This window comes from Kerstersia similis, from assembly GCF_965139615.1.
Classification (GTDB): Bacteria; Pseudomonadota; Gammaproteobacteria; order Burkholderiales; family Burkholderiaceae_B; genus Kerstersia; species Kerstersia similis.
Map to the genome: position 1 here is coordinate 20,092 of NZ_CBCSIQ010000013.1, position 14,667 is coordinate 34,758.

The window sequence follows — 14,667 nt, forward strand, 5'->3', positions numbered from 1 at the left end:
AAGAACAGGCCCGAACCCGGCGTGATGCCGGATCCGGGCCTGCGGGGCAATATGTCAGCGGCTCCGGTAAGGGAGATGGCTGAAACCCTGTCTTGTCGTGGCGCATGGGGCAGGGGCACCCCATGCCTGCGGGCGTTTAGCCTTTGATGACGGCTGCAATGGCCTGAGCCACGGCATCAATATTGCCACTGTTGAGGGCGGCGACGCAGATGCGGCCGCTGCCGACAGCGTAGATGCCGTGCTCGACGCGCAGCTTCTCGACCTGTTCGGCATTCAGGCCGGAGTACGAGAACATGCCGCGCTGGGCCTTCACGAAGCTGAAGTCGCCCGGCACACCCGCGGCGGCCAGCTTATCGACCAGCTGGGCGCGCATGGTGCGGATGCGGTCACGCATGCCCGCCAGTTCCTGCTCCCATTCAGCGAACAGCTTGGCGTCGCCCAGAACCATCGCAACCACGCGGCCACCGTGGGTGGGCGGGTTGGAGTAGTTCGTGCGGATGACGCGCTTGATCTGGCTTTGTACGGCTTTGGCTTCGTCGCTATTGGCCGTCAACATGGTCAGTGCGCCAACGCGTTCGCCATAGAGCGAGAACGACTTCGAGAACGAGGAGCTGATGAACAGCGACAAGCCCTTGTCGGCGAACAGGCGGACGACGGCGCCGTCTTGCTCCAGGCCATCGCCGAAGCCCTGGTAGGCGATGTCCAGGAAGGGAACCAGGTTCTGTTCCTTGACGATTTCAGCGATTTCAGCCCATTGTGCCAGCGTGGGATCAACGCCCGTGGGGTTGTGGCAGCATGCGTGCAGCACGACGATGGTGCGGGCCGGCAGGGCGCGCAGGCTGGCCTTCATGCCTTCGAAGTCCAGGCCATGCGTGGCGGCATCGTAGTAGCGGTAGGTCACGACCGGGAAGCCGGCGCGAGAGAACAGCGCACGGTGGTTTTCCCAGCTCGGGTCGCTGATGGCGACCTGGGAATCAGGCAGCAATTCTTTCAGGAAATCAGCGCCGATTTTCAGTGCGCCCGTGCCGCCCAGGGCTTGGGCGGTGACCAGGCGGCCGGAAGCCAGCAGCGGGGAATCATTGCCAAACAGCAGCTTCTGTACACCGCTGTTGTAGTCGCTCAGGCCGTCGATGGGCAGGTAGCCGCGTGCGGCAGCCTTGGCGGTCAGCGCTTCCTCGGCTTGCTTGACGCAGTTGAGCAGGGGCAGGCGGCCCTTGTCGTCGTAATACACCCCAACGCCCAGATTGGCTTTGTTGGGACGGGTGTCCGCAGCGAACTGTTCGTTCAGACCCAGGATTGGATCGCGCGGCGCGACTTCAACGGATGCGAAAAGTGAACTCATGATGGAAGGGAGAGTAGAGAAGATGGACGCAGTGATGCGCGACAGGGATAATGTAGTGTTTTCCCCGACTTAAAAGTCTAGCATGAGCACAGCGGCCTCTTCCGATGATTTTTCAACGCGGCCCGATGGTGAGGGCAGTGAAAGCAGCGGGGTGACCCACGGCGGGGAGGGCGCATTCCAGCGTTTCCCGGGCAGTCCCTTCCTGCTGCATCAGCCGTATCTTCCGGCAGGCGACCAGCCTGCTGCCATCGAGGCGCTGGTCGAAGGCGCCCATGATGGCCTGATGCGCCAGACCTTGCTGGGGGTGACAGGCTCAGGCAAAACCTACACGATGGCCAATGTCATCGCCCGGCTGGGGCGGCCGGCACTGGTGCTCGCGCCCAACAAGACGCTGGCGGCGCAGCTGTATGCGGAGATGCGGGAATTCTTCCCCCGCAATGCCGTCGAGTACTTCGTGTCTTACTACGATTACTACCAGCCCGAGGCCTATGTGCCGTCGCGCGACCTGTTCATCGAAAAAGATTCCGCCATCAATGAGCACATCGAGCAGATGCGCCTGTCGGCGACGAAAAGCCTGCTGGAGCGTCGCGATACGATCATCGTGGGTACGGTGTCGTGCATCTACGGTATCGGCAATCCGGGCGATTATCACGCCATGGTGCTGATTCTGCGGACGGGCGACCGCATCGGACGGCGTGAGATCCTGGAACGCCTGGTGGCCATGCAATACACACGCAATGATGCGGAATTCACGCGCGGCGTGTTCCGGGTGCGTGGCGATACGATCGACATCTTCCCGGCGGAAAGCGCGGAACTGGCAGTGCGCGTGAGCATGTTCGACGATGAGGTCGAAACCCTGGAGCTGTTCGATCCCCTGACTGGCCGGGTGCGCCAGAAAACGCCGCGTTTCACGGTCTATCCCGGTTCGCACTATGTGACGCCGCGTGAAACCGTGCTGCGCGCGATTGAAACGATCAAGCAGGAACTCAAGGAACGTCTGGCGCTCTTTGTGGCCGAAGGCAAACTGGTCGAGGCCCAGCGATTGGAGCAGCGCACCCGCTTCGATCTGGAAATGCTGCAGGAGCTGGGGTTCTGCAAAGGCATCGAGAACTACTCGCGCCACCTGTCCGGTGCCGCACCGGGAGATCCTCCCCCGACACTGATCGACTATCTGCCTGCCGATGCGCTGATGTTCATCGACGAAAGCCACGTCATGATGGGGCAGTTGGGCGGGATGTACCGGGGCGACCGTTCCCGCAAGGAAACGCTGGTGACCTATGGGTTCCGTTTGCCGTCGGCGCTGGACAACCGTCCGCTGAAAATGGATGAGTTCGAAGCCCGCATGCGTCAGTGCGTCTTTGTATCCGCGACGCCGGGGCCTTATGAGAATGAATCGTCAGACAATGTGGTCGAGCAGGTGGTGCGCCCGACCGGACTGGTCGATCCGGTGGTTGAGGTGCGCCCCGCGATGACGCAGGTCGATGATCTGCTGGGGGAAATCCGTTTGCGCGTGAATCAGGGCGACCGTGTCCTGGTGACGACGCTGACCAAGCGCATGTCCGAAGAGTTGACCGAATATCTGACCGAAAATGGGGTGAAGGTGCGCTACCTGCACTCGGACATCGACACGGTGGAACGGGTGGAAATCATCCGGGACCTGCGGCTGGGCGTGTTCGATGTGCTGGTCGGGATCAACCTGCTGCGCGAAGGCCTGGATATTCCGGAAGTTTCCCTGGTTGCCATTCTGGATGCCGACAAGGAAGGATTCCTGCGTTCCGAGCGCAGCCTGATCCAGACCATCGGCCGGGCGGCACGCAATCTGAACGGTAAAGCCATTCTCTACGCTGACCGGGTGACGGATTCCATGCACCGGGCGATCGGAGAAACAGAGCGTCGCCGGGCACGGCAGGTTGCCTATAACATTGAGCACGGCATCCAGCCTCGTGGCGTGCAGAAGGCTGTGCGCGAGCTGATAGACGGGGTCGTGGCGCCCAACAAGGAATTGGATGTGGCGCCTGCCTATGAAATGGCAGGGATTCCGCAAGACGAGAAAAGTCTGGCGCAGGAAATCCGCCGCCTGGAGAAGGCCATGCTGGAGCACGCGCGCAACCTGGAATTCGAACAGGCGGCCGCCGCCCGCGATGCCTTGAAAACGCTCAAGGAAAAAGCATTCCGCTGAAGCGCCTGGCGGTTCGTGTTTCAGTGCCGGGTTTGTTTGGCAGGTGGCCGGCGCAAGTGCTCGCCGCTGCCGGCCGCCATGCGCATGACATCGACAACCCCGGCGACGGCAATCAGGGCGACGCAGATCAGCGCAAAGCGGTAGCTGAGTGACGGTATCTGCTCCCAGCCGGGAAAGCGGGGCGCCAGCGAGGTTTGCAGCCAGTCGCCCAGACGGATACAAATGGCGCCGAAAGCGATGCCCAGCCCCAAGGCCATCTGCTGGATAGTGCTGGCCAGCGTGTTGGCGGCAGCCATCTGCCCGGATGGCACATCTGCGAAAGCCAGCGTGTTGATGGCAGTGAACTGCATGGAACGGCACAGGCCGCTGATGAAGAGGACGACGACGATCAAGGTCGTGGGCGTCTCGGGGCTCAGCATGGCGCAGGCCAGCAGGGCAAGCACATTGAGTATGCCGTTCACGGCCAGGATGCGCTTGAACCCATACCGGTGCAGCAGCCGCGTGGTGAACAGCTTCATCGTCAGATTGCCGGCAAAAACGGCCAGCACCAGCATGCCGGCTTCGACCGCGCTCAGCCCGAAGCCCAGCTGAAACATCAGCGGCAGAATAAACGGCAGGGCATTGATGGCGAGCCGGAAGCAGCTGCCGCCGCGTACTGACACAGCGTAGCTGGGGATGCGCAGGGGGGACAGATTGACCAGCGGGTGAGGGGTGCGTGCCAGATGCGCCACGGTGAGCGCCAGCAGCAACGCGCCGCCCGCCAGATAGGCCAGGATAGTGCTGGCGTCAGCCCCCATGCCGGCCAGTTCCATGCCATAGAGCAGGCCAAGCAGCGCCAGGCCGCTGCCCAGGAAGCCGAACAGGTCAAAGGGGCGCGGTTGATCGGCGCGGCTGGCGGGAATCAGCAGATAGGCAGCCAGCAGCGCCAGCAGCCCGATGGGCAGGTTGATGTAGAAAATCCAGCGCCAGGAGGCATAGGTGGCCAGCAGTCCGCCCAGGGGCGGCCCGAGTACGGGGGCGATCAGTGCGGGCCAGGTGATCATGGAAATCGCTGCAATCAGCTGTTGCTTGGGGGTGTGGCTGAGGACAACCAGGCGCCCGACCGGCACCATCAAGGCGCCGCCCATGCCCTGCAGCACCCGCATGGCGACGAATTCTTGCAGGCTGTCGGCCTGGGCGCACAGTAGCGACGCCAGGGTAAACAGCACGATGGCACAGCAGAAAACTCGTCTTGCACCGAGACGGCCGGCCAGCCAGCCGCTGGGCGGGATACAGACCGCCAAGGTCAGCAGGTAGGCGCTGACACCCAGGTTCAGATCGACGGCAGAGACGCCGAAGCTGAGCGCCATCTGCGGTAGCGCCGTCACAATGATGGTGCCGTCCAGGTTTTCCATGAACATCACGGCGGCGACCAGCAGGGCGATCCACGCCGGACGGGGCGGACGCGAAACGGGCACAGGCCCGGCAGGCGTAGGGGCGGCAGTCATTGGGGGAGTGAGGCGGGCAGCAGGGGTGGGAAGTGCATCGTCCAGGCCGATGGCCGGAATGGGCCGCCGCTTGCCGCCTGGCGGCAACAGCGCATGACGCATTCTGCGGGAATTCTAGCACCAGGCCCAGCCGGCTGCGCCGGATTGAAACCTGCCGACATGACGGTGTGACAGCACGAAAAACGCCCCGGAACCGGCCAGACGTGCGTCTGGTGTTCCGGGGCGCGATCCGCTCGTCGCGGAGACTGGCTGCGAGTGAGCCAGCAAAGAGTGCAGCAAAAGGGCAGCAAGCGGTCAGTCAGTGTGCTGGCCGCCTACCGGCACGCATTTTAGCGTTCGATGGCGATGGCGACGCCTTGGCCGCCGCCGATGCACAGCGTGGCCAGGCCCTTCTTGGCGTCGCGGCGGTTCATTTCATGCACCAGGGAGACCAGGATGCGGGCGCCGGATGCGCCGATGGGGTGGCCCAGGGCAATTGCGCCGCCATTGACGTTGACCTTGCTGTTGTCCCATTGCAGTTCGCGGGCGACAGCCAGCGATTGCGCGGCAAAGGCTTCGTTGGCTTCGATCAGATCGAGGTCTTCGAGCTTCCAGCCGGCTTTTTCCAGCGTCTTGCGCGTGGCAGGCACCGGTCCCAGGCCCATGACGGAGGGATCGACGCCAGCGCTGGCGTACGACTTGATCCAGCCCAGCACGGGCAGGCCCAGTTCCTTGGCTTTTTCCGCGCTGGCCAGCAGCAGGGCGGCGGCGCCGTCGTTCAGCGTCGAGGCATTGCCCGCCGTGACGGTACCGTCTTTCTTGAATGCCGGGCGCAGGCGCGTCAGCGTTTCCAGGGTGGTGTCGGGACGCGGTTGTTCATCGGTGTCGATACGTACCGGATCGCCCTTGCGCTGGGGAATCTCCACCGGAGCGATTTCGTCCTTGAAGCGGCCAGCCTTGATGGCGGCGCCGGCCTTCTGCTGCGATTCGTAGGAGAATTGATCCAGCTCTTCGCGCGTCAGGCCGTAGCGTTCGACCAGGTTTTCCGCCGTGATGCCCATGTGGTAGTCATTGAAGGCGTCCCACAGGCCGTCCTGGATCATGCTGTCGAGCAGTTGGGCGTGGCCCATGCGCAGGCCGGTGCGTGCCTTGGGCAGCACATAGGGCGACAGGCTCATGTTTTCCTGGCCGCCGGCGATGATCAGATCGGCGTCGCCGCTGCGGATGGCCTGGGCGGCCAGATGGACGGCCTTGAGGCCGGAGCCGCAGACCTTGTTGATGGTCAGGGCAGGCGTTTCGACCGGCAGGCCGGCGTGAATGCTGGATTGGCGGGCCGGATTCTGGCCGGCACCGGCTGCCAGCACCTGGCCGAGAATGACTTCGTCGATGGCTTCGGCGGGAATGCCGGTCTTGGCGAGCAGGTGCCGGATGACCGTCGCGCCGAGTTCATGGGCAGGTGTGTGGCCCAGGGCGCCCTGGAAGGCGCCGATGGCAGTGCGGGATGCGGCGAGAATTGCAACGTCACTCATGATTCGACCTCATTGAGACATAACAGAAAAATAACCACGCGCCAAAGCGCAAGTCCTTGCCGGAAGGGCCGAAGCCGGAACTGCCGGTCTGTTTTCTCACCTGCCCGATGGCAGGTGAGAAAACGCTTGGATAAGCTTTATATCAACACTGTATTGCATTTCCGCACAGCCGGGAACAGCGGCGAGGAGACAGACTGGACAGTATCAGGCCATCTGCGTAATGGTTTTCCGGAAGCGGCTGAGTGAAAACCCGAATAGCGCGCAGCCGATCAGGAACAGCATCAGGAAGGGCTGCCAGACGACTTCCAGGCCGGCGCCACGGAACAGAATGGCCTGGCTCAGTTCCACGTAGTGCGTATTGGGGGCGAAATACATGATGTCTTGCACGAACTGAGGCATGCTTTCACGCGGCGTCATCGAACCGGACAGCAGTTGCAGCGGCAGCAGTGCCAGGATCAGCAGCAGGCCGAACTGCGGCATGCTGCGCGCCAGGGTCGCGAAGAAGATGCCCATGGATGTGGTCGCGAACAAGTGCAGGGCCGTGCCCGCAATGAACAGCAGTACCGAGCCTTCCACCGGCACCTGCAATAGCTGCATGACGACCAGCACCAGCGATAGCGAGGCGGCTATCAGCACCACCAGCCCCATGGACCAGACTTTGGCCAGCATGATCTGCAGCGGCGTGACAGGCATGACTAGCAAGTGCTCAACCGTGCCGTGCTCACGCTCACGGATCAGGGCGGCGCCAGTCAAGATGATGGAGAGCATCGTGACGTTATTGATGATCTGCATCAGCGCGCCGAACCAGGACGGCGTCAGGCTGGGGTTGAAGCGCATGCGCATGGCGAGATCGACAGGCACGGCCTGGCTGCCCCGGTAGCGTTGCACGAACTCGTTGACTTCGGCCAGGACGATCTGCTGGATATAGGTACTGCCGGTAAACGCCTGGCTGACGCGCGTGGCATCAACACTCAATTGCACTTCTGGCTTGAGTCCGGCGAGGACGTCGCGCTGGAAGTTCGGTGGAATATCCACCACGAAGGTGTATTCCCCGGAATCCAGCGCAGCGTCCATCTGCGTCGGGGTGATCATACCCGGCGCAGTGAACTGCGGCGGGTAGAAGGCCGAGGCTATGCGCGCGGACAGGGGAGAGTTGTCTTCATCGACAATCGCGATGGAGGCGTGGTTGAGGTTCTCCGGCATGGAGGTGGCGGCGGAGTAGATCGACATCGTGAAGGTGTAAACGATCAACACCAGCATGATCGGATCGCGCGCCAGGCTCCAGAGCTCCTTGACGCCCAGCCGGAATATATTTTTCAGCCCTTGCATGTGGTTTCCTTCAACGCTCCTGTTTGTTCAGCAGGGCGATGGCCAGGCCCAGGATGATGGGCACGGAGATGGCCATGGCCCAGAACTCGGGCCTCAGGTCGGAGATAGAAAGCGCCTTGTTGAAGATGCCGCGGCTGATGGTCAGCATGTAGCTGGCGGGATGCAGTTCGCCGATGATGCGCCCCGACCCTTCCAGCGAAGACACCGGGTTGATCAGGCCAGCGAACTGAATGGCCGGAATCAGCGTGCCGATGATGGTGAAGAACATGGCGGCGATCTGACTGCGGGTGAACGTCGAAGCCAGCAGGCCAAAGCCCGTGGCCGCCATGCAATAGATCAGCGCCGCCAGTGTCAGCGACAGGAAGCTGCCCTTGACCGGCACATCAAACACCACAATGGAAAAGATCACCATCAGCACGAAGCTGATCATGGCCAGCACGACATACGGTATCTGTTTGCCCAGCAGGAATTCGGCGCGGGTAACAGGCGTGACGTAGAGGTTGATGATGGAACCCAGCTCTTTTTCACGCACGACCGACAGCGCAGTCAGCATGGCGGGCAGCATCAGCAGCAGCAGCGGAATGACGGCAGGCACCATGGCGACCAGGCTCTTGACGTCGGGGTTGTAGCGGAAACGCGTTTCCACCGACGCGGCGCTGGCATAGTCTATGCCCAGCCGCTCGCGGGCCTGTTGCTGCAGCCAGGCCATATGCATGCCCTGGACGTAGCCTTTGACGGTTTCTGCCCGGGAGGGCATGGCGCCATTGACCCATACGCCGATTTCCACCTCTTTGCCGTGGCTGACATCGCGGGCAAAGCCTGGCGGGATTTCGATGGCCAGCGCCAGTTCGCCGCTGCGCAAGCGCTTGTCCACATCATCGTAGTCACGCAAGGGAGGCTGCTCGACGAAGTAGCGAGAGCCTGACAGATTGAGCGCATAGTTCTGGCTCAAGCCGGACTGGTCATGATCCAGTACTGCAAACTTCAGATCCTCGACGTCCATGCTGATACCGAAACCGATGACGAACATCAGGATCAAGGAACCCAGCAGCGCCAGCGTGGCGCGCAACGGGTCGCGCTGCAGCTCCAGCATTTCCCGCCACATATAGCTGAACATGCGGTTGAAACTGAAAGCCTGGTGCTTCTGCGGCTCGTGCACGGTCTCGGCGCTGCTGACGAGCGTGGGGGCGTCAGCGGTTTGCGCTGCTTTTTCCGCAGCCGCATCCGCCTTGGCCTGGGCAGGGTCGTTCTGCTCGATGGCCTCGACCAGATAGGAAATGAAGGCCTCTTCGAGGGTGGCCGAACCACGCTTGCGCACCAGCTCCGCCGGTGTATCACTGACCAGTACCTTGCCGGCGTGCATCAGCGACATGCGGTCGCAGCGCTCGGCTTCGTTCATGAAGTGGGTGGAGATGAAGATGGTCACGCGGTCACGGCGCGCCAATTCGATCATCAGGCGCCAGAAGTTATCGCGCGCCACCGGATCGACCCCGGAAGTGGGTTCGTCGAGAATCAGCAGTTCCGGCTTGTGCACCATGGCGACAGCCAGCGACAGGCGCTGGCGTACGCCCAGGGGCAGTTGCTCCGGCAGGGTGTCCATGACGTCCTGCAGCGCAAAGCGCTCCGCGCTTTCCTCGACCCGTGCGGGGATATCTGCTTCGGGAACGGAAAAAAGCCGGGCGTGCAGCACCAGGTTTTGCCGGACGGTCAACTCGCCATAGAGCGAGAAGGCCTGCGACATGTAGCCGACGCGGCGGCGTGTTTCGATATCGTTGGCGGCGATTTCATTGCCGAACAGCCAGGCCTGGCCTTCGCTGGCTGGCAGCAGGCCAGTCAGCATCTTCATGGTGGTGGACTTGCCGCAGCCGTTGGAGCCCAGGAAGCCGAAAATCTCGCCCCGGCGAATGCGGAAGCTGACATGATCGACCGCCACGAACTTGCCGAAGCGCATGGTCAGGTCTTTGGCTTCAATGGCGATCTCATCGTCATCGCTTTCCTGCAGCGGCGTAATGACGACGGGCGCGTGATCACGCTTCTTTTCTTCCGGCAGCAATTCGATGAACGCGGCTTCCAGGGATTTCGTCCCTGTGCGCTCAAGCAATTCCTTGGGCGTGCCCGTATCGAGGATCTGGCCGCTATCCATGGCGACGAGCCAGTCGAAGCGTTGGGCTTCGTCCATATAGGCCGTAGCGACCAGCACGCTCATGCCGGGACGTTCAGTGCGGATGCGGGCGATCAAATCCCAGAACTGCGCGCGCGCCAGAGGGTCCACGCCAGTCGTGGGTTCATCCAGAATCAGCAGATCGGGATCATGGATAAGCGAGCAGCACAGCCCCAGCTTTTGCTTCATGCCGCCGGACAACTTCCCGGCTGGCCGATCCAGGAACGGATGCAGGCCGGTCGCGCGGGTCAGATCATCAATCCGGCGGCGGCGTTCGGCTGCATTGTGGCCGAACAGGCGGGCAAAGAACTGCAGGTTTTCCTCTACCGACAAAGTGGGGTAGAGGTTCTTGCCCAATCCCTGCGGCATGTAAGCGATGCGCGGGCAGACCGAGTCGCGATGCGTTTTGCTGCGCATATCGCCACCCAGGACATCGACCGTCCCTTGCTGGACGGCGCGCGCGCCGGCAATCAGGGACAACAGGCTGGATTTGCCGACACCGTCAGGGCCGATGAGGCCGATCATGAGGCCGGCTGGAATATCCAGAGTGAAGTCCCGCAGCGCGGAGACTTCGCCGTAGCTTAGGCTGACGTCGGCCAGCCGGACGGCGACGTCCCGCGAGGAGTGAGAAGGCTGCGGCATTGATTACTCCGGCAGCCGGACCTGCAGGGATTCAGGCCATTGGGCATTGCTGTCGAGCTTGACCCAGGTGACGCCGGGCAAACCGGTCTTGACTTGCGTCAGGTGCTTGCGCAGCAGTTCCGGGTCGATACGAGCCTTGACGCGGAACATCAGTTTTTCACGTTCGCTGGCGGTTTCCACGGTCTTGGGCGTGAACTGCGCCGTGCTGGCGACGAACGAGACCGATGCCGGGATGACCATGTGCGGCGCCGCGTCGAGGATGATGCGGGCTTCCGAACCGAGCGCAACCTTGCCGGCGTCGGTCGCAGGCAGGAAGAAGGTCATGTACACATCCGACAGATCGACAAAATTCAATACCTTGCCGCCAGCGCCCAGAACTTCGCCAGGTTGGGCAACGCGGTATTGCACGCGGCCATCGCGCGGTGCGACCAGCTGGCTGTCCTTGATGTCGGCTTCAATGCGGGCGATGGTGGCCTGTGCGGCGATGACGGCCGATTCAGCGCCGACCACCTGGGCCTGCGCGGCGTCGATAGCGGCATCGGCGGCGGCAACCTGGGCCTTGGCGGCTTCGACGGCAGCCTGGGCGCTGCGTACCCGGGCGCGGTCGTCGTCCAGCTCCTGGCGCGAGGTGGCGCCACGTTGCGCCAGCGTTTCGGAACGGTTCAGGCGTTGGCGCGCGGCCAGGTATTCACTGTCACGTTGCAGCACGGCCGCTTCGGCCGCACGCTTGTCACTGACGCGGGCAGCCACTTGCGCTTTGGCGCCTGCGACCGTATTGATGGCTTTTTGCAGATTGGCCTTGGCCTCGTCACGCTGGGCTTCCAGGACGTCGATCTGCATGCTGGCCAGCGGCTGTCCTATCGTGACGAAATCGCCTTCATTGACCTCGATGGTTTCAATGCGGCCTGCCAGCTTGGTCGAAACGTCGATTTCCGTGGCTTCGATACGGCCGTTGCCTTTGGCAAACCCCGGCCCTGGGCCGGCGTCCTGGGACGCGCGCCAAACATAATAGCCACCGCCGACGATCGCCAGCAGCAAAACGGGGACAATGAATTTCCTGATCTTTGGGTTCATACGTAGGGCCTGGAAAGTTCTGATCCGGAGCCGCGCCTGGCGGACTCAATTAAGAATGTGAAAACCATTATCAACGAACAACGTGCTGCCAGAAATGGCGCGCGCTGCGTCTGATGCAAGAAAAGCGCACAGGGCGCCTGCGTCTTCGATCCCGAGAGTATGCCGCAGGGGAGCGCGTTCCATACTGTCCTTGATCAAGGTATCGAAACCCGCGATGCCGGATGCGGCTCGAGTATCCAGCGGGCCGGGCGAGACGGCATTGACACGGATACCGCGCGGGCCCAGTTCGCTGGCCAGATATCTGACGCTGGCTTCCAGGGCAGCCTTGACGGGGCCCATGATGCCATAGCCCGGCATGACGGCCTGGGCGCCAAGATAGCTGATCGTCATGAGGCTGCCGCCCTGGGCCATCAAAGGCTCGGCGTCTCGCGCCAGGCGAATGAAGGAATGGCAAGAAAGATCCATTGCCTGCGCGAAGCCGGCGGCGGAGCTGTCTAGGACACGGCCATGCAGATCCTCGCGCGGCGCGAAGGCCACGGAATGCACGAGGAAATCCAAGTGACCCCAGCGTTCGCGTATGGCATCGAACAAGGCCTGCTGCTGTTCGGCATTGCCAACATCCAGCGGCATTCTGAAATCCGTGCCGATTTCATCAAAGAGCGGCGCGACATAAGGCAGGGTTTTGTCTGAATACCAGGTGACTGCCAGTTCAGCGCCTGCGGCATGCATGGCGCGCGCGGCGCCCCAGGCGATGCTGCGCTCATTGGCAATACCGACGATCAGCCCTTTCTTGCCGGCCAGTACAGTCGAAAGCATGCTACTTCTCCAGAACATACTGGCCCGGCGCGGCTTCCAGCGGGCTGTAGCCGGCCTTGGCGGCACCCAGCGCAGGCGGATTGACCAGGGTCTGGCTGGAGTGCTGAGCCAGCCATTGTTCCCAGGCCGGCCACCAGGAACTCTCCTGGCGCGGTGCGGTGGCCTGCCAGTCTTCCGGAGACTGGTAGGGCGCATCATGGGCATGCGTGGCGATCTGATAATGACGGCGCGGGTGGCCGGGGGGCGACACAATGCCTGCGTTATGGCCGCCGCTGGTCAGCACAAACGTGATTTCCGTCGTGGTCAGGTGGTGCAGCTTATAGACCGACTTCCAGGGCGCGACGTGATCAGTCACTGTGCCGACGGCGAACACCGGCAGCGAAATATCACTGATGGCGACCGGACGCCCCTTGACCGGATAGCGGCCATGGGCCAGGTCATTGTCCAGGAACAGCCGGCGCAGGTACTCGCTGTGCATGCGCGCCGGCATGCGCGTGGCGTCGGCATTCCAGGCCATCAGGTCATTCAGGCCACGGCGGTCGCCCAGCAGATAGTCGTTCACCATCTTCGACCACAGCAGATCGTAGGAACGCAGCATCTGGAATGCGCCCGCCATCTGGCTGCCCTTGAGGTAGCCGGTTTCGCGCATCTGCGCTTCCAGCATATTGACCTGGCTCTCGTCGATGAACAGGCTTAATTCGCCCGGCTCGCTGAAATCGGTCTGGGCCGCGAACAACGTCATGGTGGCCAGGCGCGTATCCTTGTCACGCGCCATGGCAGCGGCGGCGATGGCCAGCAGCGTGCCGCCCAGGCAATAGCCCACGGCATGTACACGTTGCTTCGGCACAATGGCATTGACGGCGGCGAGGGCAGCAGCAATGCCGCGATCCAGATAGTCGTCCATGCCCAGATCGCGTTCGGCGACACCGGGATTTTTCCAGGAAATGCAAAATACCGTATGGCCTTGATCGACCAGATACTTGATCAAAGAGTTATCGGGCGACAGATCCAGGATGTAATACTTCATGATCCACGCGGGCACGATCAGCACCGGTTCCGCGTACACCTTGGGCGTGGCTGGCGAATACTGGATCAACTCCATCAGCTGATTGCGCAGCACCACCTTGCCTGCCGTGGCTGCCACCTGCTTGCCAGGAATATAGTTTTCCGCGCCTTCCGGTGCTTCATCACTGCGCAGGCGGGCAATATCGTCGAGCAAATGCATCATGCCGCGGTAAAGATTGGCGCCGCATTGCTCGCGGGTCTGTTGCTGCACAACGGGGTTGGTCAGCAGCTGATTACCGGGCGAGAACACATCCAGCCACTGGCGTGCGGCAAAGGCCACGACATTTTCATGGTGCTTGTTGACACCCCGTATGCCGGTTGTCGCTTCCTGCCACCATTGCTGCTGGGAGAGAAACAGTTTCTGCCAGAAGGAAAACGGCCACTGCTGCCATTCGGGGGCGGCGAAGCGGCGATCCTGGGGGCCAGGTTCTAAATTGCAGACCCCAGCCATTTGCGGCAATGTACACAGTAGTTCGGAATACTGTCGTGCAGCGAGCGCACCCAAGCTCAACTGCTTGCCCGGCGACATGGCCAGATGCAAGCCCCAGTCATAGGCGGCCAACAACATAGACGCCGGCGACAGCCCGCCAGTCATGCGAGCGAGTGCGGCATAGGATGATTGGTCGAGTTGGGCTGCGGCGTCTTGCAGTTCCTGCGATACGGGCATGGGGCGTGCTTCCTATGAAGGCGGAGACAGACTTAACGTGTATGGGGTATTGAAATGAAGAGACTGGTGGTGATCATATAAGCAATCCCGGTTCTTGGAGGCAGACGCAAGGATGCGACTGAGAAAAATTCTTATCAAGAAAAAACTTATTTATTGTTACATAGTTCCGCAGCGGATGTGGATGTTGTAACGCCTTGTTATGGAATTAATTAAGTGATAGCGGCGGTAAGTCTATGCTTCGGAATTGCTGAATGTTTATTGCATATGTGCTGCAGGTTTGATACAAAAGCCTGCCCTTGAGGCCGGCGCTAATTGTTATTTTCCTCATAACGCTTTGAATGCAACGCATTCTTGTTTGTTGCTTTTCAGACCTAGGTGATAAAAATGCGCAGGGTGT

9 protein-coding genes are annotated in these 14,667 nt (G+C 61.7%); 1 reads left to right on the forward strand and 8 read right to left on the reverse strand.

From position 1 onward, the window contains the following. Positions 1–136: 136 nt before the first annotated feature. Positions 137–1,342: an amino acid aminotransferase gene (locus ACNA1V_RS09580; RefSeq protein WP_415833385.1), complete on the reverse strand. Its 1,206-nt coding sequence runs from the start codon at positions 1,340–1,342 to the stop codon at positions 137–139. Positions 1,343–1,424: 82 nt separating this feature from the next. Here ACNA1V_RS09580 and uvrB point away from each other — a divergent pair, with 82 nt between their 5' ends. Next, on the forward strand, positions 1,425–3,521 hold the full coding sequence (uvrB, locus tag ACNA1V_RS09585; protein ID WP_415833387.1) for an excinuclease ABC subunit UvrB: 2,097 nt from the start codon (positions 1,425–1,427) through the stop codon (positions 3,519–3,521). 20 nt (positions 3,522–3,541) lie between these two features. On the opposite strand, the gene ACNA1V_RS09590 is transcribed toward uvrB, so the two are convergent. The 7 genes from ACNA1V_RS09590 to ACNA1V_RS09620 form a co-directional block, all read right to left on the reverse strand. After that, positions 3,542–5,110, reverse strand: a complete 1,569-nt coding sequence (locus ACNA1V_RS09590; protein ID WP_415833388.1) for an MFS transporter — start codon at positions 5,108–5,110, stop codon at positions 3,542–3,544. A 227-nt stretch (positions 5,111–5,337) separates the two neighbouring features. Beyond that, complete coding sequence (locus tag ACNA1V_RS09595; protein ID WP_415833389.1) at positions 5,338–6,516, reverse strand: acetyl-CoA C-acetyltransferase; 1,179 nt, start codon at positions 6,514–6,516, stop codon at positions 5,338–5,340. A gap of 204 nt (positions 6,517–6,720) precedes the next feature. After that, positions 6,721–7,845, reverse strand: coding sequence for an ABC transporter permease (locus tag ACNA1V_RS09600; RefSeq protein WP_415833390.1), 1,125 nt, complete (start codon positions 7,843–7,845; stop codon positions 6,721–6,723). A gap of 10 nt (positions 7,846–7,855) precedes the next feature. After that, positions 7,856–10,648, reverse strand: a complete 2,793-nt coding sequence (gene rbbA / locus ACNA1V_RS09605) for a ribosome-associated ATPase/putative transporter RbbA (protein ID WP_415833391.1) — start codon at positions 10,646–10,648, stop codon at positions 7,856–7,858. 3 nt (positions 10,649–10,651) lie between these two features. Beyond that, complete coding sequence (locus ACNA1V_RS09610; protein WP_415833392.1) at positions 10,652–11,722, reverse strand: HlyD family secretion protein; 1,071 nt, start codon at positions 11,720–11,722, stop codon at positions 10,652–10,654. A 45-nt stretch (positions 11,723–11,767) separates the two neighbouring features. Beyond that, positions 11,768–12,538, reverse strand: a complete 771-nt coding sequence (gene fabI / locus ACNA1V_RS09615) for an enoyl-ACP reductase FabI (RefSeq protein ID WP_415833394.1) — start codon at positions 12,536–12,538, stop codon at positions 11,768–11,770. A 1-nt stretch (position 12,539) separates the two neighbouring features. After that, complete coding sequence (locus ACNA1V_RS09620; RefSeq protein WP_415833395.1) at positions 12,540–14,270, reverse strand: PHA/PHB synthase family protein; 1,731 nt, start codon at positions 14,268–14,270, stop codon at positions 12,540–12,542. Between the last annotated feature and the right edge of the window lie 397 nt (positions 14,271–14,667).